General features: G+C 67.9%; 13 protein-coding genes. 3 read left to right on the forward strand and 10 right to left on the reverse strand.

Annotation, left to right across the window (positions count from 1 at the left end):
• Positions 1-29 precede the first annotated feature (29 nt).
• From phaC to BLR24_RS03845, 9 genes are all read right to left on the reverse strand, one after another.
• Entirely contained in the window at positions 30-1,499 is a 1,470-nt protein-coding gene (gene phaC, locus BLR24_RS03805) for a PHA/PHB synthase family protein (protein WP_093012967.1), read from the reverse strand.
• A 12-nt stretch (positions 1,500-1,511) separates the two neighbouring features.
• The gene (locus BLR24_RS03810; protein WP_093012970.1) at positions 1,512-2,846 is read right to left on the reverse strand and encodes an NAD(P)/FAD-dependent oxidoreductase; all 1,335 of its coding nucleotides are present in this window, start codon (positions 2,844-2,846) and stop codon (positions 1,512-1,514) included.
• A gap of 31 nt (positions 2,847-2,877) precedes the next feature.
• Entirely contained in the window at positions 2,878-4,221 is a 1,344-nt protein-coding gene (locus tag BLR24_RS03815; RefSeq protein ID WP_093012973.1) for a dicarboxylate/amino acid:cation symporter, read from the reverse strand.
• A 28-nt stretch (positions 4,222-4,249) separates the two neighbouring features.
• Positions 4,250-6,535: an NADP-dependent malic enzyme gene (locus tag BLR24_RS03820; protein ID WP_093012976.1), complete on the reverse strand. Its 2,286-nt coding sequence runs from the start codon at positions 6,533-6,535 to the stop codon at positions 4,250-4,252.
• An 18-nt stretch (positions 6,536-6,553) separates the two neighbouring features.
• Positions 6,554-7,348: an alpha/beta fold hydrolase gene (locus BLR24_RS03825; protein WP_093012979.1), complete on the reverse strand. Its 795-nt coding sequence runs from the start codon at positions 7,346-7,348 to the stop codon at positions 6,554-6,556.
• Positions 7,349-7,357: 9 nt separating this feature from the next.
• The gene (gene lpdA / locus BLR24_RS03830; RefSeq protein WP_093012982.1) at positions 7,358-9,124 is read right to left on the reverse strand and encodes a dihydrolipoyl dehydrogenase; all 1,767 of its coding nucleotides are present in this window, start codon (positions 9,122-9,124) and stop codon (positions 7,358-7,360) included.
• Between the two features lie 12 nt (positions 9,125-9,136).
• Positions 9,137-10,732: a dihydrolipoyllysine-residue acetyltransferase gene (locus BLR24_RS03835; RefSeq protein WP_093012985.1), complete on the reverse strand. Its 1,596-nt coding sequence runs from the start codon at positions 10,730-10,732 to the stop codon at positions 9,137-9,139.
• Between the two features lie 10 nt (positions 10,733-10,742).
• Positions 10,743-13,415 carry a pyruvate dehydrogenase (acetyl-transferring), homodimeric type gene (aceE, locus tag BLR24_RS03840; protein WP_093012988.1) on the reverse strand — a complete coding sequence of 891 codons (2,673 nt, stop codon included), beginning with the start codon at positions 13,413-13,415 and terminating at the stop codon, positions 10,743-10,745.
• A gap of 272 nt (positions 13,416-13,687) precedes the next feature.
• Positions 13,688-15,556, reverse strand: a complete 1,869-nt coding sequence (locus BLR24_RS03845; RefSeq protein ID WP_093012991.1) for a sigma-54-dependent Fis family transcriptional regulator — start codon at positions 15,554-15,556, stop codon at positions 13,688-13,690.
• 246 nt (positions 15,557-15,802) lie between these two features.
• On the opposite strand from BLR24_RS03845, the gene BLR24_RS03850 reads away from it, so the two are divergent.
• From BLR24_RS03850 to BLR24_RS03860, 3 genes are read left to right on the forward strand one after another with little or no spacing between them, the layout of a single operon-like run.
• On the forward strand, positions 15,803-17,278 hold the full coding sequence (locus tag BLR24_RS03850) for a benzaldehyde dehydrogenase (protein WP_093012994.1): 1,476 nt from the start codon (positions 15,803-15,805) through the stop codon (positions 17,276-17,278).
• 36 nt (positions 17,279-17,314) lie between these two features.
• Positions 17,315-18,082 (forward strand): coniferyl-alcohol dehydrogenase, encoded by a 768-nt coding sequence (locus tag BLR24_RS03855; RefSeq protein WP_093012996.1) that lies wholly within the window; start codon positions 17,315-17,317, stop codon positions 18,080-18,082.
• A gap of 7 nt (positions 18,083-18,089) precedes the next feature.
• Positions 18,090-19,070: an alpha/beta hydrolase gene (locus BLR24_RS03860; RefSeq protein ID WP_093012999.1), complete on the forward strand. Its 981-nt coding sequence runs from the start codon at positions 18,090-18,092 to the stop codon at positions 19,068-19,070.
• On the opposite strand, the gene adeC is transcribed toward BLR24_RS03860, so the two are convergent.
• Entirely contained in the window at positions 19,067-20,503 is a 1,437-nt protein-coding gene (gene adeC, locus BLR24_RS03865) for an AdeC/AdeK/OprM family multidrug efflux complex outer membrane factor (RefSeq protein WP_093013002.1), read from the reverse strand. The genes BLR24_RS03860 and adeC overlap by 4 nt on opposite strands.
• Position 20,504: the final 1 nt, after the last annotated feature.

The following is a 20,504-nucleotide window of genomic DNA, read 5'->3' on the forward strand; positions in this document are numbered from 1 at the left end:
GTTGATGCGAAGGGAATGACGGCGGCCGATCAGGCCGCCTTGGCTTTGACATAGCGCCCGGGTGCGGGCTCGATGAGGGCGAAATCCTCGCTGCCCAGCACGCGGCGCGCGGCGACCTTCGCGCCGGCATGGGCGCCGAGCCACTCGCTCCACGCAGGCCACCAGCTGCCGTCGATGCTTTGCGCACCCTGGAGCCAGGCGCCGGCATCGGCCGCGAGATCGCCGACCCAGTGGTTGCGCTTCTTCTTCGCGGGCGGGTTGATCACGCCGGCGATGTGGCCGCTCGCGCCGAGCACGAAGCGGGTTTCGCCGCCGAGCAGCCGGGTGCCGGCATAGGCCGTCTTCCACGGCACGATGTGATCGTCGCGCGAGGCATAGATGAACGCGGGTGCATCGATGCGCGACAGGTCCACCGGCACGCCGCACTGCACCGTGCCGCCAGGCACGTGGAGCTTGTTTTCCAGGTAGGTGTTGCGCAGGTACCAGCAGTACATCGGCCCTGGCAGGTTGGTGTCGTCGCCGTTCCAGAACAGCAGGTCGAAGGCCGCCGGCGCCTTGCCCTTGAGGTAGCCGTTGACCACGTAGGGCCAGATCAGATCGTTGGCGCGCAGCGCGGCAAACACGGTGGCGAGTTCGCGGCCCTTCATGAGGCCGCCGCGGCCGATGCTGGCCTCGCGCGTGGCGACCATGTTCTCGTCGACCATCAACCCCAGTTCGCCGGTGTCGGAGAAGTCGAGCATCGCCGTCAGGAGCGTGACGCTGGCGGCCGGCTTCTCGCCGCGTGCGGCCGCCACGGCGAGCGCGCTGCCCAACAGCGTGCCGCCGATGCAAAAGCCGAGCGCGTTGACCTTGTCGGCTCGGGCGATGCCCCGCGCAACGTCGAGTGCCTGCAACACGCCTTGCTCGACGTAATCGTCCCAACCCAGGTGGCCTTGTTCCGCGGACACGTTGCGCCACGACACGAGGAACACCGTGTGGCCCTGTTCAACGGCATACGCGACCAGCGAATTCGCAGGCTGCAGGTCGAGGATGTAGAACTTGTTGATGCAAGGCGGCACGATCACCAGCGGGCGCCTGTGGACCTTGGCCGTGGAAGGCGTGTACTGCACGAGCTGCATCAGCTCGTTCTCGAACACCACGCCGCCCGGGCTGGTCGCGACGTTGCGGCCGACCTCGAAAGCCTCGTCGTCCGACATCGAGATGCGGCCCTTCGCCACGTCCGCGAGAAAGAGGCGTGTGCCTTCCACCAGGCTGGTACCGCCGGAGTCGAGCGCGGCCTGCATCGCCTCGGGGTTGGTCGCAAGGCTGTTGGCCGGGTTCATCGCATCGATCACCTGGCGCAGCGCAAAATCCATTTGCGCCTTGCCGCGCGCGTCCAACGGCGCGATCTCCAGCGCGCTGCGCATCAGCGCGCCGAACTGCTGGTGACTCTGCGACAGCCCTTGTTGCCAGGCTTGCAGCCATGAGGCCGCGTCGAATTCGTAAGAAGGTTGGGTCATGGCTGTGACTGCTCAATGCAGCTTGACGTGGGGTTCGGTGCGCCGCGTGATGAGGCGTGCAAGCGTGTCGAGCGAGACCTTGACGACGCCGTGCAGCGCCAGCTCGTGCATCTTGTAGAGCGACACGTACATGAGCCGGGCGAAACGGCCTTCGATCATCAGGCTGCCGCCCACCGGCCCGCCCATCATGTTGCCGACGGTGCTGAACTCGCCCAGCGACACCAGCGAGCCGAAGTCGCGGTACCGATAGGGCTTGAGCGCCTGTCCGCCCAAGCGCCGGCGGATCTGCGCCGCAACGTGCGAGGCCTGCTGGTGCGCCGCCTGCGCGCGCGGCGGCACCAGCCCGCCCTTGCCGCCGTTGGCCTCGGGCCAGTCACAGGCTGCGCAGTCGCCGATGGCGAAGACGTCGGCATCGCGCGTGGTCTGCAAGGTCGGCAGCACCGTGAGCTGGTTGCTGCGGTTGGTTTCCAGCCCCGCGATGTCCTTCATGAAATCGGCCGCCTTCACACCCGCGGCCCACACCACCAGCTCGGCCGGCAGCACGCGGCCGTCGGCCAGCCGAATGCCCTCGGGCAGCACCTCCGCCACCTTGGCAGAGGTGTGCACGTCCACGCCCAGCTTGCGCAGCAGCGCCTCCGTGGCGGCGGACATGCGCGCGGGCAGCGCGGGCAGCACGCGGTCAGCGGCCTCGATCACGCTGACCTGGATGTCCTTCTCGGCGTCCACGCGATCCAGCCCGTAGGCGACCACTTCGCGCGTGGTGCGGTGCAGCTCCGCCGCCAGTTCCACGCCGGTAGCGCCCGCGCCGATGATGGCCACGTGCAGCTGCTCGGGGCGCAGCGGCGTGGTCTGCGCGTGCGCGCGGATGCAGGCGTTGATCATGCGCTGGTGAAAGCGCTGCGCATCGGCCTTCGATTCGAGCCGCAGCGCATGCTCGCGCACGCCGGGCGTGCCGAAGTCGTTGCTGAGGCTGCCGATGGCAATCACCAGCGTGTCGTAGCCGAAAGCGCGCGCCGGCGTGACCAGCCGGCCCTCGTCATCCATGTAGGGCGCCACCTGTACCTCGCGCCGCTCGCGGTCGATGCCGGTGAGCTCGCCGAGCCGGAACCGAAAGCGGTGCCAGTGCGCCTGCGCGAGGTAATCCACTTCGTGCGCGCTCAGGTCCATGCTGCCCGCGGCGATTTCGTGCAGCTTGGGCTTCCAGACGTGGGTGCGGTTCTTGTCGATCAGCGTGATGTCCGCCACGCCGCGCTTGCCCAGCGTGTCGCCCAGGCGCGTCGCCAGCTCCAAGCCGCCGGCCCCGCCGCCCACGATGACGACTCGGTGCTTCTGCACGGGGCTGTTCATGGTGGGCTGCTCCGTACAGGCATGCGATGCTTCAGCGGGCCTGGGCCACGGGCATGTGGGTCTCGACCTTGTCCAGCACCGCCTCGGGCGCGTCGGCCTCGGCCGACGTCTCGTTGTCCAGGATGCGCTTCATGCGGACGGTGTCCAGGTCGTTGGTCCACTTGGCGACCACGACCGTGGCAACCCCGTTGCCGATCAGGTTGGTCAGCGCGCGCGCTTCCGACATGAAGCGGTCGATGCCGAGGATGAGCGCGAGGCCCGCCACCGGCACGTGGCCCACGGCCGATAGGGTGGCCGCCAGCACGATGAAGCCGCTCCCCGTCACGCCCGCCGCACCTTTCGAGGTCAGCAGCAGCACCAGCAGCAGCGTGAGCTGCTGGCCGAGCGTCATGTCGGTGTTGGTCGCCTGCGCGATGAACACGGCCGCCATCGTCAGGTAGATCGAGGTGCCGTCGAGATTGAACGAGTAGCCCGTCGGCACCACCAGGCCGACCACCGACTTCTTGGCACCCAGGTTCTCCAGCTTGGCCATCATGCGCGGCAACACCGATTCGCTCGACGAGGTGCCCAACACGATCAGCAGCTCTTCTTTGATGTACTTGATGAACTTCCAGATGCTGAAGCCGTGGAAGCGCGCAATGAGCCCGAGCACCACGAAGATGAAGAACAGGCAGGTGGCGTAGAAGGTGGCCATCAACTGGCCGAGCTGCAGCAGCGAACTCACGCCGTATTTGCCGATGGTGAAGGCCATCGCGCCGAACGCGCCGATGGGCGCGACCTTCATGATGTAGCCCACGATCACGAAGAGCACGTGTGAGCCTTTTTCGATCACGTCGAACACCAGCGTGCCGCGCCCGCCGAACTTGTGCAGCGCAAAGCCGAACATCACGGCGATCAGCAGCACCTGCAGGATCTCGCCCTTGGCGAAGGCGTCGACCACCGTGCTCGGGATCACGTTGAGCAGGAAGTCGGTGGTGCTCTGCATCTTGCCCGGGCCGGTGTAGGCCGCGATGCTCTTGGCGTCCAGCTGGCTCACGTCGACGTTCATGCCGGCGCCAGGCCGCACGATGTTGATGATCACGAGGCCCACCACCAGCGCGATGCTGCTCACGATCTCGAAGTACAGGAGCGCCAGGCCGCCGGTCTTGCCGACCTTCTTCATGTCCTCCATGCCCGCGATGCCGACCACCACCGTGCAGAAGATGATCGGCGCGATGATCATCTTGATGAGCTTGATGAAGCCGTCGCCCAGCGGCTTCATCGATGCGCCGGTATCCGGATAGAAATGCCCCAGCAGCACCCCGAGCACGATGGCCGTGATGACCTGGAAGTACAGGGACTTGTAAAAGGGCTTGGGTACGACTTGGTGGTCCACGATATCTCCTAGAAAATTTCAGTCGCCGTCAGGCTGCGTTGCGGTTCGAGTTGGCATCGACCACCGCCAGGGCCGTCATGTTGACGATGCGGCGCACCGTGGACGACGGCGTGAGGATGTGCACCGAGCGCGCCGCGCCCAGCAGGATGCCGCCCACCGTGATGCCGCTGCCGGCCGCCACGCGCAGCAGGTTGTACGAGATGTTGGCCGCATCGACGTTGGGCATGATGAGCACGTTGGCCTCGGTCTCCAGCGCCGAGTCCGGAAACTCGTGGTCGAGGATCGACTTGGACAGCGCCGCGTCGCCGCGCATCTCGCCCTCCACCGCAAGCTGTGGATCGCTCGCCTTGATGAGTGCGAGCGCTTCGCGCATCTTCACGGCCGAGGCCGCGTCCGAGCCGCCGAAATTCGAGTGCGACAGCAGCGCCACGCTCGGCGTCACGCCGAACCGGCGCACCTCCTCGGCCGCGAGCAGCGCGATCTCGGCGATCTGCGCGGCATCGGGGTCGCGGTTGACGTGCGTGTCGCAAATGAAGAGCTGGCGCCCGGGCAGCATCAGCATCTGCATGGCGGCCATGGTCTTGGTGCCGGGGCGCAGGCCGATCACGTCGCGCACATGGCCCAAGTGGTCGCCGTAGCCGCCGAGCGTGCCGCACAGCATCGCGTCGGCCTTGCCCTGGCGCACCAGCATGGCCGCGAGCAGCGTGCCGCGGCTGCGCATCTCGGTCTGCGCCACCAGGCGCGAGACGCCGTCGCGGCGCTTGAGCTGGTAGTACGCTTCGGCCGCATCGCCGTACACGCCGGGGTCGAGCAGGTCGACGGCCTCGCAGTCGGTGCCCAGCGTGAGGCGCAGGCCGTACTGCGCAATGCGTTCGGCAATCACCTCGGGGCGGCCCAGCAGCAGCGGGCGCGCCAGGCCTTCGTCGACCACCACCTGCGCGGCGCGCAGCACGCGCTCGTCCTCGCCTTCCGCGTAGACCACGCGCTTGGGCGCCTGCTTGGCCGCGGCAAACAGCGGCTGCATGCTGCTGCCGGACTGGTAGACGAACTGCGACAGCCGCTGGCGGTAGGCCTTCATGTCGGCGATAGGCCGCGTCGCCACGCCGCTGTCCGCCGCGGCCTGCGCCACCGCGGGGGCGACGAACTCGATCAGGCGCGGGTCGAAGGGCTTGGGAATCAGGTAGTCGCGGCCGAAGCGCAAGCCGACCGCGCCGTAGGCCTGTGCCACCACCTCGGGAATTTCGGCATGCGCGAGCTCGGCGATGGCGCGCACGGCGGCGAGCTTCATCTCCTCGTTGATGGTGGTCGCGCCAACGTCGAGCGCGCCACGGAAGATGAACGGAAAGCACAGGACGTTGTTGACCTGGTTCGGATAGTCCGACCGGCCGGTGCCGAGGATGGCGTCGGGGCGCACGGCCAGCGCATCTTCCGGAAGGATTTCCGGTGTCGGGTTGGCCATGGCGAGGATGATCGGGTCGCGCGCCATTTCCTTCACCATCTCGGGCTTGAGCACGCCGCCGGCCGAGAGGCCGAGGAAGATGTCGGCGCCGGCGATCACGTCGGCCAGCTTGCGCGCCGAGGTGTCCTGCGCGTAGCGGGCCTTGTTCGGGTCCATCTGCTCCTTGCGGCCGGTGTAGACCACGCCCGCGCTGTCGGACACGAAGATGCTGTGCATCGGCAGGCCCAGGCTCACGATCAGGTCGAGGCAGGCCAGCGCCGCCGCGCCGGCGCCCGAGGCCACCAGCTTCACCTCGCGGATGTCCTTCTTCACATGCCGCAGCGCATTGAGGATGGCTGCGGCCGCGACGATGGCAGTGCCGTGCTGGTCGTCATGAAAGACCGGGATCTTCATGCGCTCGCGCAGCTTCTTCTCGATGTAGAAGCATTCGGGCGCCTTGATGTCTTCCAGGTTGATGCCGCCGAAGGTGGGCTCCATGCGCGCGATGGTGTCGATCAGCGCGTCGGGATCGTTCTCGTCGAGTTCGATGTCGAACACGTCGATGCCGGCGAATTTCTTGAACAGGCAGGCCTTGCCTTCCATCACCGGCTTGCCGGCCAGCGCACCGATGTTGCCCAGGCCCAGCACCGCCGTGCCGTTGGTGATGACGGCCACCAGGTTGGCGCGCGAGGTGAGGTTCATCGCCTCGGCCGGGTCGCGCACGATCTCCATGCAGGCCTCGGCCACGCCGGGCGAGTACGCGAGCGCGAGGTCGCGCTGCGTGGCCATCGGCTTGGTCGGGTTCACCGAGATCTTGCCCGGCGTGGGAAAGCGGTGGTAGTCGAGGGCGGCTTCGCGCAGTTTTTCGTCGGACATGGTGTCTCCGTGGAAATGTCAGTAAGGGGTGGCCGCGTCGGCATCGGCCAGCCAGTCACGCAGCCCGCACAGCAGCGCCGCGGGCTGGTCGGCGTGCACCCAGTGCCCGGCGTCGGCAATGCGCTCGGTCCCCGCGTGCGGGAACAACGCGCGAATGCCGGCAAGCGACGAAGGCCGCACGTAGCCGGACTCCGCACCGTGGATGAACAGCGCGGGGCCGTCGTAGCGCGCTTCGCGCAGCGCCTCAGGAAAGCCGCAAAGCTCGCGCATGCACAGACCGGTGGCGAGCAGGTTGAGCCGCCAGTCGAAGCGATTGTTCTGCCGGCGCAGGTTCTGCATCAGGAAGTCGACCGGCGCGTCGGCGCCGAGGCTGTCGGCCAGCGCCTGGTGGATTTCGCGGCGGCTGGCGGCGCTCGCCACCTCGAGACTGCGCATGGCCGACACGTACGACGAGAACTGGTCGGCGTAGCTTTCGGGGGCGATGTCGATCACGGCGATGCCACCGATGGCCTCGGGGTGCGAGAGCGCCAGCGCCATCGCGGTCTTGCCGCCCATGCTGTGGCCGATCACGAAGGGCCGCTGCAATTGCTCGCGCTCGATCAGCGCGAGCACGTCGTCCGCCATCTCCAGGTACGACATCGATTCGGCCCACGGCGAGGCGCCGTGGTTGCGGGCGTCAGGCAGGTAGACGCGATGGTCCGCGGCCAGCGCCTGTGCCACCTGCGTCCAGTTGCGGCCCGCGCCGAACAGGCCGTGCAGGATCACCACCGGGGGCCCTGATCCCAGCGCCTCGAAAGCCAGTGCGAGCGGCATGGCGGCGGCCTACTTCTTCTTCACCGGGGGCAGGTCGGTGCAATGCCCTTCGAAGACTTCGGCCGCCATGCCGATCGATTCGCCGAGCGTCGGATGCGGGTGGATGGTCTTGCCGATGTCCGAGGGCTCGCAGCCCATCTCGATGGCCAGGCACACCTCGCTGATCAGGTCGCCCGCATGCGTGCCGACGATGCCGCCGCCGACGATGCGGTGCGTGGCCTCGTCGAACAGCAGCTTGGTGAAGCCCTCGTCGCGCCCGTTGGCGATGGCACGGCCCGATGCGGCCCACGGGAACACCGCCTTGCCGACCTTCAGGCCCTCGGCCTTGCACTGCTCCTCGGTCTTGCCGGCCCACGCCACCTCGGGGTCGGTGTAGGCCACCGAGGGAATCTGCCGCGCATCGAAGAACGACGCCTCGCCGTGCGCTACCTCGGCCGCCACGTGCGCCTCATGCACCGCCTTGTGCGCCAGCATGGGCTGGCCGACGACGTCGCCGATGGCGAAGATGTGCGGCACGTTGGTGCGCATCTGCTTGTCGACGTCGATGAAGCCGCGGTCGGTGATGGCCACACCGGCCTTGCCGGCCGCAATCTTCTTGCCGTTCGGGCTGCGGCCCACGGCCACGAGCACCAAGTCGTAGACCTGCGGCTCTTTCGGTGCCTTCTCGCCTTCGAAGCTGACCTCGATGCCGGCCTTGGTCGCCTTGGCACCGACGGTCTTCGTCTTGAGCATCACGTTGTCGAAGCGCGGCGCGTTGACCTTCTCCCATACCTTCACGAGGTCACGGTCGGCGCCCTGCATCAGGCCGTCGAGCATCTCGACCACGTCGATGCGCGTGCCCAGCGTCGAGTACACCGTGGCCATCTCGAGGCCGATGATGCCGCCGCCGATCACGAGCATGCGCTTCGGGATGCCCTTGAGCAGCAGCGCGCCGGTGGAGTCGACCACGCGATCGTCCTCGGGCATGAAGGGCAGCTTCACGGCCTGCGAGCCCGCGGCGATGATGGCCTTGGCGAACTTCACCACCTTCTTCGCGCCGCCCTCGCCCGCCACCTCGACGTGGTACGCATCGAGGAAGCTGCCGACGCCGGTGACGACCTCGACCTTGCGCGCCTTCGCCATGCCGGCAAGGCCGCCGGTGAGCTTCTTGATCACGCCGTCCTTGAAGTCGCGCAGTGCGTCGATGTCGACTTCGGGTGCGGCGAACTTGATGCCATGCTTGGCGAGCAGCTTCACCTCGTCCATCACGCCGGCCGTGTGCAGCAGCGCCTTCGAGGGGATGCAGCCCACGTTGAGGCACACGCCGCCGAGCGTGGCGTAGCGCTCCACCAGCACGGTCTTCATGCCCAGGTCCGCGCTGCGGAACGCGGCCGAGTAGCCGCCGGGACCGGCGCCGAGCACGAGCACTTCGCACTCGATGTCGGCCTTGCCGGTGTAGCTGCCGGCCAAAGGCACGGACGCGGGAGCTGCGGCAACGGGTGCGGCACCGGCTGCCGGTGCGGGCGCAGGGGCCGGCGCCGCAGCGGGCGCGGCGGCCGACGTTTCGATCACCAGGATCACCGACCCTTCGCTGACCTTGTCGCCGAGCCCGATCTTCAGCTCCTTCACAGTCCCTGCATGGCTCGACGGAATCTCCATCGAGGCCTTGTCGGACTCCACCATGATCAACCCGGTATCGACCGCAATGACCTCGCCAGGCTTGACCAGCAGTTCGATGACCGCGACATCCTTGAATTCGCCGATGTCCGGGACCTTGACTTCCACCATGTGTGCCATTGGGAGCTTCCTTCAGAACAGCACGCGCCGCAGGTCGGCGAGCACGTTGGCGAAATAGACGTTGAAGCGCGCGGCGGCGGCGCCGTCGATCACGCGGTGGTCCCACGAGAGGGACAGCGGCAGCGTGAGGCGCGAGGTGTAGGTCTTGCCGTCGGCGGAGTGCTGCTTCCAGTAGCTCTTGCACACGCCCATGATGGCGACCTCGGGCGCATTGATGATCGGCGTGAAGTAGATGCCGCCGATGCCGCCCAGCGAGCTGATGGTGAAGGTGCCGCCCGACATCTGGTCAGGTTTGAGCTTGCCGTCGCGCGCGAGCTTGGCGAGTTCGCCCATCTCTTTCGCGATGTCGGGCACGGTCTTCTTGTCGACGTCGCGGATCACCGGCACCATGAGCCCGTTGGGCGTGTCGGCCGCAAAGCCGATGTGCCAGTAGTTCTTGAGCACCAGGGCATCACCGTCGAGACTGGCGTTGAACTCCGGAAACTTCTTCAGCGCAGCGACGGCCGCCTTCATCATGAAGGGCAGCATGCTGATCTTGACGCCCGACTTCTCCAGCTCCTTGTTCATCTGCACGCGGAACTGTTCGAGGTCGGTGATTTCGGCCTCGTCGTGCGTCGTCACATGCGGAATGACGACCCAGTTGCGGTGCAGGTTGGCGGCGCTGATCTTCTTGATGCGTGACAGTTCTTTTCGCTCGGTCGGGCCGAACTTGGCGAAGTCGACCTTGGGCCAGGGCAGCAGGTCGATGCCGCCGACGCCACCGCCTGCGGGCGCTGCAGCAGACTTGCCGGCGGCCGGCGCAGCGGCTGCACCGCCACCCTTCGCGAAGGCCTCGACGTCGGCGCGCACGATGCGGCCATGGTCGCCGGTGCCCTTGACTTTGCCGAGGTCGACGCCGAGTTCGCGTGCGAGCTTGCGCACGGCCGGCCCGGCATAGGCGAGCGCGAAGGCGGCTTCGTCGATGGCGCCGCTTGCGGAGGCCGCAGCTTGCGCCGGTGCGGCGGCTGGTGCAGCCGGTGCCGGTGCAGCAGCGGTCGCCGCAGGAGCATCACCCGTCGCGAGGGACAGGATCACCGACCCTTCGCTGACCTTGTCCCCGATCTTGATGCCGATGGCCGTCACCACGCCCGACAGCGGCGCCGGCACGTCCATCGTGGCCTTGTCCGATTCGAGCGAGACGATCGGGTCTTCGGCCTTTACCGTGTCCCCGACCTTCACGAAGATCTCGATCACCGGCACGTCCTTGAAGTCGCCGATGTCGGGCACGCGCACCTCGGCCACGCCGGCCGGTGCGCTGGTGGCCGAAGGCGCGGCGCTCACGCTGGGTTTGGCGGGTTCGGCGGGCGCGGGCGCAGCGGCCGCGCCGCCCTCGGACTTGAAGGTCATGATGACGCTGCCTTCGCTGACCTTGTCGCCCAGCTTCACAGAGATGGACTCGACCACCCCGCCGCGCGGCGCGGGCACTTCCATCGTCGCCTTGTCGGATTCGAGCGAGACCAGCGGATCTTCGGCCTTCACCGTGTCGCCGGGCTTCACGAAGATCTCGATGACGGGCACATCGCTGAAGTCGCCGATGTCGGGAACCTTGATGTCGATTGCGTTGCTCATGGGTACTGCCTCAGACGGTCCAGGGGGCTGCGCGCTCGGCATCGAGCCCGTACTTCGCGATGGCCTCGGCCACCACGGCGTGTTTGATCACGCCGTCGTCGGCCAGCGCCTTGAGCGCGGCCACGGCCACGTGCCAGCGGTCGACCTCGAAGAAGCGGCGCAGCTTGCGGCGGTAGTCGCTGCGCCCGAACCCGTCGGTGCCCAGCACGATGTAGCGCCGGCCCGCGGCCTGCACGTACTCGCGCACCTGGTCGGCGTAGTTGCGCATGTAGTCGGTGGCCGCGATGACCGGGCCGTCGTGCCCTTCGAGGCATTGCTCGACGTGGCTCTTGCGCGCGGGCTCGGTCGGGTGCAGCCGGCTCCAGCGCTCGGCGGCCATGCCGTCGCGGCGCAGCTCGTTGTAGCTGGTGGCGCTCCACACGTCGGCGGCAATGCCGAAGTCGGCTTTCAGCAGCTCGGCCGCGAACATCACTTCGCGCAGGATGGTGCCGCTGCCCATGAGCTGCACGCGGTGGCCCTTCTTCGGCGTTTTGCCGCCGTCGCTCAGCTGGTAGAGGCCCTTGAGAATGCCCGCTTCGCTGCCCTCGGGCATGCCGGGGTGCGGGTAGTTCTCGTTCATGAGGGTGATGTAGTAATACACGTCCTCCTGCTCGGCGTACATGCGGCGCATGCCGTCGCGCACGATGGCGACCACCTCGTAGGCAAAGGTCGGGTCGTACGAAACGCAGTTGGGAATGGTGCCGGCCAGGATGTGGCTGTGGCCGTCTTCGTGCTGCAGGCCTTCGCCGTTGAGCGTGGTGCGCCCTGCCGTGCCGCCCAAGAGGAAGCCGCGCGCCCGCATGTCGCCGGCCAGCCAGGCCAGGTCGCCCACGCGCTGCAGGCCGAACATCGAGTAGTAGATGTAGAACGGAATCATCGGCACGTTGTTCGTGCTGTACGAGGTGGCCGCGACGATCCAGCTGGACATCGCGCCGCCCTCGTTGATGCCTTCCTGCAGCACCTGCCCATCCTTCGACTCGCGGTAGTACATGAGCTGGTCGGCGTCCTGCGGCTTGTAGAGCTGGCCGAGCGACGACCAGATGCCCAGCTGGCGGAACATGCCTTCCATGCCGAAGGTGCGCGACTCGTCGGGCACGATGGGCACCACGTGCTTGCCGATGGCCTTGTCCCGCACCAGCGTGCCGAGCATCTGCACGAAGGCCATGGTGGTGGAGATCTCGCGCTCGCCGGTGTCCTTGAGCAGGCGCTCGAAGGTGGCCAGCGGCGGAATCTCCAGCGCGGTCGACTTGCGGCGGCGCTGCGGCAGGTAGCCACCGAGCGCGGCACGGCGCTCGCGCAGGTACTTCATCTCGGGGCTGTCTTCGGCCAGCTGGATGAAGGGCACGTTGGGCAACTCTTCGTCGGACACCGGGATCTGGAAGCGATCGCGGAAACCGCGCAGCGCGTCCTGCGTCATCTTCTTGGCCTGGTGCGCGATCATCTGGCCCTCGCCCGATTCACCCATGCCGTAGCCCTTGACCGTCTTGGGCAGGATCAGCGTGGGCTGGCCCTTGTGCTTCACGGCCGCGGCGTACGCGGCGAAGACCTTCTCGGGGTCGTGGCCGCCACGCGTGAGGCCCCAGATCTCGTCGTCGCTCATGTCGGCGACCAGCGCCTTCGTTTCGTCGTACTTGCCGAAGAAGTGCTCGCGCACGTAGGCGCCACTCTTGCTCTTGAAGTCCTGGTATTCGCCGTCCACGCACTCTTCCATGCGCTGCAGCAGCTTGCCGCTCTTGTCCTTGGCGAGCAGCGCGTCCCAGCCGCTGCCCCAGAGCACCTTGATGACATTCCAGCCGGCGCCGCGGAACACGGACTCCAGCTCCTGCACGATCTTTCCGTTGCCGCGCACCGGGCCGTCCAGGCGCTGCAAATTGCAGTTGATGACGAACACGAGGTTGTCCAGGCTCTCGCGGCCCGCGAGCGAGATGGCGCCGAGCGATTCGGGCTCGTCCATTTCGCCGTCGCCCATGAAGGCCCAGACCTTGCGCGGCGCCGTGTCGGCGAGACCCCGGCCGTGCAGGTACTTGAGAAAGCGCGCCTGGTAGATCGCCATCAGCGGACCGAGCCCCATCGACACGGTGGGGAACTGCCAGAAGTCGGGCATGAGCCAGGGGTGCGGGTACGACGGGATGCCATTGCCGTCGGACTCCTGCCGGTAGTTGAGCAGCTGCTGCTCGCTCAAGCGGCCTTCGAGAAAGGCGCGCGCGTAGATGCCGGGCGAGCTGTGTCCCTGGATGAACAGCAGGTCGCCGCCGTGCGTGTCGGTGGCCGCGTGCCAGAAGTGGCCGAAGCCGATGTCGTAGAGGGTGGCCGCAGACTGGAAGCTCGCGATGTGGCCGCCGAGCTCGGACGAGTCCTTGTTGGCGCGCAGGATGATCGCCATCGCGTTCCAGCGGATGATCGAACGCAGGCGGTGCTCGATCTCGCGGTTGCCGGGGGATTTTTCTTCCTGCTCGGGCGGGATGGTGTTCTTGTACGCCGTGTTCAGCGAACGGGGCACGTACACGCCATCGCGGCGGCCCTGGTCGACCAGGCGATTCAACAGAAAGTTCGTACGTTCGCTGCCGCGGTGTTGTTGAACCGCGCCGAGCGCATCGATCCACTCGCCAGTTTCCGTGGGGTCAAGGTCGCCCATGGTGCTCATCGGTTTGTCTCCTGTGTCGTGGCCGAAAGCCGCATCGGGCGATGCGGCCGGCCTTGGTACACAGCAATCGATGTGCCACGCGTCGCGCGGCGTGCACGCCACGCTAAGTCGTTGATTTCATGAAAGATGGGGCGGGCATGAAGCGAGCGCACTGCCGACGATCCGGATGCAGGGCGAAGAGCCCGTCCGAATCGCCGGACCAGTGGCTAGGGCAAACCCTGAGCGTCAATCCAGCGAGGTTGGTTTAACTGCGACCGGTCGTGTTTCGCGCATCAGCCCGGCCCGAGCTTCGCGACGAGTCCGCGCTTGCGCACACGGTAGGCCAGCTGGGGACGCGTGATGCCCAGCACCCGCGCCGCCGCGGAAAGGTTTCCGCCGCATTGCTCCAGCGCGCGGCGGATCAGCGTCTCTTCGACCTGCCCCAAGGAACCGGGGCCGGCGCGGTCCGCCGCGGCGTGGCTTGGGGGCGTGGCCTGCCGGGGCAAGGCGCCGACAGCGCCAATGCCTGTCAGGTGGCCATCGGGCCGTACCGACAGCACGTTCTTGTCCAGCGTCTCGCCGCTCGTGAACAGGTGGTGCACGTCGAGCAGGCTGCCCTCGGGCGCGACGATCACGGCGCGCTCGATGAGGTTCTGCAGTTCGCGGATGTTGCCGGGGTAGTCGTAGTTCAGCAGCGCCTTGACGGCGGCCTGCGTGAAGCCGGCGGTCTGCCGGCCATGCTTGCGGCCGTAGTGCTGCAGAAAATGACTCATCAAAAGCGGCACGTCGTCGCGCCGCTCGCGCAGCGGCGGCAGGTGAATGGGAAAGACGTTGAGCCGGAAGAACAGGTCGTCGCGAAACTTGCCCTCGCGCACGGCCTGGCGCAGATCGACGTTGGTGGCCGCGATGACGCGCGTGTCGACCTGAACGCTGCGTGTGCTGCCCACGCGCTCGACTTCGCCCTCCTGCAATGTGCGCAGCAGCTTGCCCTGGGCCGCGTAGCTCAGCGTGCCGATCTCGTCCAGGAACAGCGTGCCGCCGTGGGCGCGCTCGAAGCGGCCCGGCCGCGCCGCACCGGCGCCGGTGTAGGCGCCGCGCTCCACGCCAAACAGCTCCGACTCGATCAGCGTCTCCGGAATGGCCGCGCAGTTCACCGCGACGAAGGGCTTGTCGCGCCGCGGGCTGATGCTGTGCAGCATGCTCGCGAACTTTTCCTTGCCGACGCCGGACTCACCGGTAAAGAGCACGGTGGCCGTGGTCGGCGCCACGCGATGCAGCAGGTGGCAGGCCGCGTTGAAGGCCGAGGACGCACCCACCATCGCATCGCTCTTGCGCGGCGGCGTGGGCAACTCGGCGGCCCGCGGCGCCGCGCCACCGTAAGGCGGCGCGCCGACGGAAACGCCCACGAAATCGCGTGCGCGCAGGTAGCGCATGTCTTCTTCCACGTCGTCCCAGCGCTCGGCGGATTTTCCGATCACGCGGCAATGGCTCTCGCCCATCGAGCGGCAGGAGACCTCGCGAAACACCACCAGCCGCCCGAACAGCGTGCTGACGTAGCCAGTGGCATAGCCCACCTGCATCCAGCAGGCCGGGGAGCCGCCGATGCCGTAGGCCGCGATGTGCTCGTCGTCTTCGACCGAGTGGTGCCAGATGAATTCGCCCTCGTAGTCCGAGGTCTCGGGGTCATAGCGCGCGTGCACCAGCTCGACCTTCACCAGCCCTTCCAGCGCATGCAGGCGGGTGCCGGCCATGGCGGCCGCGGCCGGCTCGGCCTCGGGCCAGTGCTTGCGCACCAGCTGCGCGTCGCGCGCGCCGCTGACGTAGCCGGCGCGGGTGAACAGGCCCCGGGCCTTCTCCTGGCCCAGGCTGTCGATCAGCTCGCGCCGCAGGGACCCCAGCGCTTCGGTATGCAGCAGCACCATGCGCTGGTCCTGCAGCCAGATGCGGCCGTCACCGGGCGAAAAGAACAGGCATTCGCTGATGTCGGCAATGGTCGGGTGCTCTTCGTTCCCGACGTGCGAGGCGTCGAAGCGGCTCATCGCACGCGCCACGTCGGCGCCGTCGAAACGGCCCAGCGCGGCGCCGGTGGCGCGCGCCACCTCGGCCAGGGAGATCCGCCCGGGGACCGGTGAGGCAATGGCTTTGGTCAATTTCGGGTTCATCGTTTGGTGAAACGGGCGGCCGATTCTTGAGCATTTGGTGAAAGCCCGGATCAGGGTAAACCAGTTATCCGCAATAACTATTACAACTCCGGGAATTCCCCTAACCCCCGAATGAAAACAGCCTCGCGCAGCGGCGCCGGGCCACCCCGCCACGGCGCCGTTGGTATGCCCGTTGCGAAAAGAAGGCGGTGCCGCGGCATTTCCATCCGCGGCCAGCCGATCAACTTTTTTCGCAAGGGGTGAGTCATGGGTGTTTCGCAGAAGCTGGCGTTCCTGGACCCGGCGGCCTGGGCCGGCAAGGTGTTCAACGGCGCGTGGGTCGCGTCCGCAGGCGGCGTGCGCAACGTCGTCGAACCGGCCACGGGCCAGGTGATGGCGGCCGTCGGCATCGCCGATGCGCAGGACGTGGCGTTGGCCACAGCCGCCGCGGCACAGGCGCAGAAAAGCTGGGCGCAGGTGGCGCCGCGCGAGAAGGCCGCGGTGTTCCTGCGGGCCGCGGCGCTGTTCGAGCAGCACTTCGACGAGCTGGCGCTGTACGTGGCCAGGGAGACGGGCGCGATCCTGCCCAAGGGACAGCACGAGGTGCGCGAGGCCATCACCCTGTGCCACCTGGCGGCGGCCATGCCCTTGCAGTCGCAGGGCCAGGTGTTGCCGAGCGCGCATGGCACCACCAGCCTGGCGCGGCGCGTGCCGCGTGGCGTGGTGGGCGTGATCTCGCCCTTCAACTTTCCGCTCATCCTCACGCTTCGCACCGTGGCACCGGCCCTCGCGGCGGGCAACGGCGTGGTGGTCAAGCCCGACTCGCGCACGCCGGTGAGCGGCGGCTTCATGATCGCCCGCGTGTTCGAAGTGGCGGGCCTGCCCGCCGGGCTGCTGCAGGTTCTGCCCGGCGACGCCGCCGCCGGTGAAGCGCTGGTGACCGACGCCCACGTGCCGATGATCGCTTTCACCGGCTCGCCCGCCGTGGGCCGGCGCATCGGCGAGCTGGCGGGACGCCATCTGAAGAAGGTCACGCTGGAGCTGGGCGGCGCCAACTCGCTGATCGTTCTGGAGGACGCCGACCTCGACATCGCGGCCAGCAATGCCGCCTGGGGCGCCTACCTGCACCAGGGGCAGATCTGCATGGCGACCAATCGCATCATCGTGCACGAAAGCATCGCCGCCGCCTTCACGCAGCGGCTGGTCGCGAAAGCTCAGCACCTGCCGGTGGGCGACGGTGCCAGTGGCCAGGTGGCCCTGGGGCCGCTGATCGACGCGAAGCAGCGCGACCGCGTGCACGCCATCGTGCAGGACAGCATTGCGGCCGGCGCGCAGTTGCTGGCCGGCGGCAGCAGCGAGGGCCTCTTCTACAAACCCACGGTGCTGGCCAACGTGAAGGCCGGCATGCGCGTGTACGACGAAGAAGTGTTCGGCCCCGTCGCCAACATCATCACCTTCAACACCGACGACGAGGCCGTGGCCCTGGCCAACGACCACCAGGGCAGCCTGGCGTCGGCGGTGATCTCGCCCTCGATCGGACGGGCCATGGCCATGGCCGCGCAGTTGAACTCCGGCATGGTCCACATCAACGACCAGACCGTCAACGACGAGTGCGTCAACCCTTTCGGCGGACCCGGCATCGCCGGCAACGGCAGCAGCGTGGGCGGCCCCGCCGACTGGGAGGAATACACCCAGTGGCAGTGGCTGACCATCAAGCAGGCGCCGCATCCCTATCCGTTCTGAGTGTCATCAGCGACTGAACCCACGAGGAGACATTTCATGCAGCTTCAAGGAAAAACCATCGTCGTCACCGGCGTGTCGTCGGGCATCGGCGCCGAGGTGGTGCGCATCGCGCGCTTTGCCGGCGCCCGCGTCATCGGCGTGGACCGCAACGACCCGAGCCTCACGCTCGACGGCTTCGTCAAGGCCGACCTGAGTTCCGTCGCCGCCATCGACGCGGCGGTGGCGCAGTTGCCCGAGCGCTTCGATGCGCTGTGCAACATCGCCGGCGTGCCCGGCACGGCACCCGTCAAGCTGGTCGCCGACGTCAACTACCTGGGACTGCGCCACCTGACGGAACAGGCGCTGCCGCGCATCCCGCGCGGCGGCTCCATCGTCAACGTGGCCTCCATCCTCGGCGCCGAGTGGCCGCAGCGACTGGCGCCGCACAAGGCCCTGGCCGCCGCGCAAGGCTTCGAGGCCGGCGCCCACTGGCTGCGCGACCACCCCGTGCCGCAGGAGACCTGCTACCAGTACTTCAAGGAAGCGCTGATCGTCTGGAGCGCCACGCAGTCGCAGCAATGGTTTCTGGATCGCGGCGTGCGCATGAACTGCGTGGCGCCGGGCCCGGTGTTCACGCCGATCCTGGGCGACTTCGTGAGCATGCTCGGCCAGGAGCGCGTGCAGGCCGATGCGCACCGCATGCTGCGCCCCGGCTTCGCCGACGAGATCGCGCCGGTGATCGCGTGGCTGTGCAGCGACGAGGCGCGCTGGATCAGCGGCGCGAACATCCCGGTCGATGGCGGACTGGCATCCACCTACATCTGAACGCCCGATGACCCGCACTTCCATTGCTGCCGTGCTCGACACGGCGCCCCTCGACCCGGCGCTGGCCGGTTTTCTGGCACAGGCTGCCGCGCAGGGCGGCCCGCCGCTGGAGTCGCTGCCGCCGCCGGTGGCGCGCCAGGTCTACCGCGAGCTGGCCGCCGCCCTGGGCTTGGCGGCACCTCCCATCGCGTCGGCGGACGACTTCGTCATCGACGGACCTGAGAGCCTGTTGACGCTGCGCATCTACCAGCCCGCCGCGAAGGGGCCTCTTCCCCTGCTGCTCTACGTTCACGGCGGCGGCTTCGTGATCGGCGACCTCGAAACCCACGACAAGGTGTGCCGCACCCTGTGCCATGACGTGGACGCCGTGGTGGTGGCGGTGGACTACCGGCTGGCCCCCGAGCATCCTTTTCCGGCAGCGGTGGACGACGTGGCCTGCACGCTGCGCTGGGTGGCCGCGCATGCGCACGTGCTCGGCGCCGATCCGTCGCGCATCGCACTGGCCGGCGACAGCGCGGGCGCGCAACTCGCAACCGTGGCGGCGCTGCGTTCGGCCGGCACCATTGCACCGCGTGCGCTGGGCCTTATCTACCCGGTCGCCCAGCACTACAGCGAGCCGAGTCCTTCGATGGCGGAGAACGGCGAGGGCAAGTTCCTCACCCACGGCGTCATGCAATGGTTCATCGATTGCTACCTGAGCGGACGCCAGGCGCTGGCGCGGCACGCCGATTTCGCCTTGCTGCACTCGCAGGCACTCAACACGCTGCCGCCCACCTGGCTGGCCACCATGGGGCACGACCCGCTGCGCGACGAGGGCCGTGCGCTGGCGCTACGCATCGCGAAGGCCGGCGTGCCGACCGAGCACCGCCACTACCCCGGTGCCATTCACGCCTGCATTCACTTCACCGCCGTATCGCCGCTGGGCAACCAGGTGATGGGCGACATGGCCGCGTGGCTGCGCGCGCAACTGTCGCCCCGCTCGTCCTAGTCGGCACTGGCGGAAGTGGTGGACTCGTTCCAGCCGCCGCCCAGTGTCTTGTAAAAGGTCACCAGGTTGGTGAAGCGCGACAGCCGGGTGCCGATGAGGTTCTGCTGCGCGGTGTAGAGCGAGCGCTGCGCGTCGAGCACGCTCAAGTAGCTGTCAACGCCGCGCTTGAAGCGCGCGTCCGACAACCGGTAGCTCTCCGACGTGGCGTCCACCAGCGACTGCTGCGCCTCGAGCTGCCGCCCCAGCGTGCTGCGCTGCGCGAGCGCGTCCGACACCTCGCGAAAGGCCGTCTGGATGGCTTTCTCGTACTTTGCGACGTTGATATCCCGATCGGTGCGCGCGATGTCGAGGTTGGCGCGGTTCGCTCCGCCATCGAAGATCGGCAGCGAGATCTGCGGCGCGAAGCTCCAGGTGCGCGAGCCGCCCATGAACATGTTCGACAGGCTTGCGCTCGAGCTGCCCGCCGAGGCGGTGAGGCTGATGCGCGGGTAGAACGCCGCACGCGCCGCACCGATGTTCGCGTTGGCCGCCTTCAGGTCGCGTTCGGCCTGCAGGATGTCGGGCCGGCGCTGCAGCAGGTCCGATGGCAGGCCCGGCGGAATGGTCGCCAGCGGGCTGGCCGCGGCCGCCTCGCCGGGTGGCAAGACCTGCGGCAGCAGTTCGGCCGGCAAGTCGGCACCGGCCAGCAGCACCAATGCATTGCGGTCCTGCGCAACCTGCGCCGTGTAGCGCTCCACGTCGACGCGCGCGGTGTCGACGCTGGTCTGCGCCTGGCGCAGCGTCAGGGCCGAAGCCGCGCCCAGTTCGAAGCTGCGCTGGTTGAGTTGATAGGTGCGGCCCTGGCTCGCGAGCGTGTCCTGCGCAAGGCGCAGCCGGTCCTGGTCGGCGGCCATCGTGAGGTAGGCCGTCGCCACCTCGGCCACCAGGCTGATCTGCGTGCTGCGGCGCGCCTCGGTGGTAGAGAAGAACTGCTCCAGCGCCTGTGCATCGAGGCTGCGCACGCGGCCGAACAGGTCGAGCTCGTAGGCACTGAAGCCGAGCGACGCGCTGTAGCTGTGCGAAACCTGCGCACTGCCGCTGGCCGACAGATCCGCCGGCGTGCGGCTGCCGTTGCCGCCGGCGCTGGCGTTGATGGTGGGAAACAGCGCCGCGTCCTGTACGCGGTACTGGGCACGCGCCTTCTCGATGTTCAGCGCGGCCACGCGCAGGTCGCGGTTGTTGGCCAGTGCCGTTTCGATCACGCGCTGCAAGGCGGGATCGGTGAACACGTCGCGCCAGCCGATCTCGGCGACCGGCGCGGCAGCGGCCGCCGCGGTGTCTCCTGCGAAGGCCTGAGGCACCGGCGCCATCGGGCGCTGGTAGGTGGGCATCAGGCTGCAGCCGCCGAGCAGCAGCGCCGCAAGCGTCACGGAAGTCAAGGTGAAGCGGTACATG

The sequence above is a fragment of the Variovorax sp. OV700 genome, assembly GCF_900099805.1.
Classification (GTDB): domain Bacteria; phylum Pseudomonadota; class Gammaproteobacteria; order Burkholderiales; family Burkholderiaceae_C; genus Variovorax.

Coding starts and splice junctions, on each gene's coding strand:
- BLR24_RS03850 (WP_093012994.1), top strand. CDS start 15,803: ATGGGTGTTTCGCAGAAGCTGGCGTTCCTGGACCCGGCGGCCTGGGCC.
- lpdA (WP_093012982.1), bottom strand. CDS start 9,124: ATGGCACACATGGTGGAAGTCAAGGTCCCGGACATCGGCGAATTCAAG.
- BLR24_RS03855 (WP_093012996.1), top strand. CDS start 17,315: ATGCAGCTTCAAGGAAAAACCATCGTCGTCACCGGCGTGTCGTCGGGC.
- BLR24_RS03835 (WP_093012985.1), bottom strand. CDS start 10,732: ATGAGCAACGCAATCGACATCAAGGTTCCCGACATCGGCGACTTCAGC.
- aceE (WP_093012988.1), bottom strand. CDS start 13,415: ATGAGCACCATGGGCGACCTTGACCCCACGGAAACTGGCGAGTGGATC.
- BLR24_RS03810 (WP_093012970.1), bottom strand. CDS start 2,846: ATGAACAGCCCCGTGCAGAAGCACCGAGTCGTCATCGTGGGCGGCGGG.
- phaC (WP_093012967.1), bottom strand. CDS start 1,499: ATGACCCAACCTTCTTACGAATTCGACGCGGCCTCATGGCTGCAAGCC.
- BLR24_RS03845 (WP_093012991.1), bottom strand. CDS start 15,556: ATGAACCCGAAATTGACCAAAGCCATTGCCTCACCGGTCCCCGGGCGG.
- BLR24_RS03820 (WP_093012976.1), bottom strand. CDS start 6,535: ATGTCCGACGAAAAACTGCGCGAAGCCGCCCTCGACTACCACCGCTTT.
- BLR24_RS03825 (WP_093012979.1), bottom strand. CDS start 7,348: ATGCCGCTCGCACTGGCTTTCGAGGCGCTGGGATCAGGGCCCCCGGTG.
- BLR24_RS03860 (WP_093012999.1), top strand. CDS start 18,090: ATGACCCGCACTTCCATTGCTGCCGTGCTCGACACGGCGCCCCTCGAC.
- adeC (WP_093013002.1), bottom strand. CDS start 20,503: ATGTACCGCTTCACCTTGACTTCCGTGACGCTTGCGGCGCTGCTGCTC.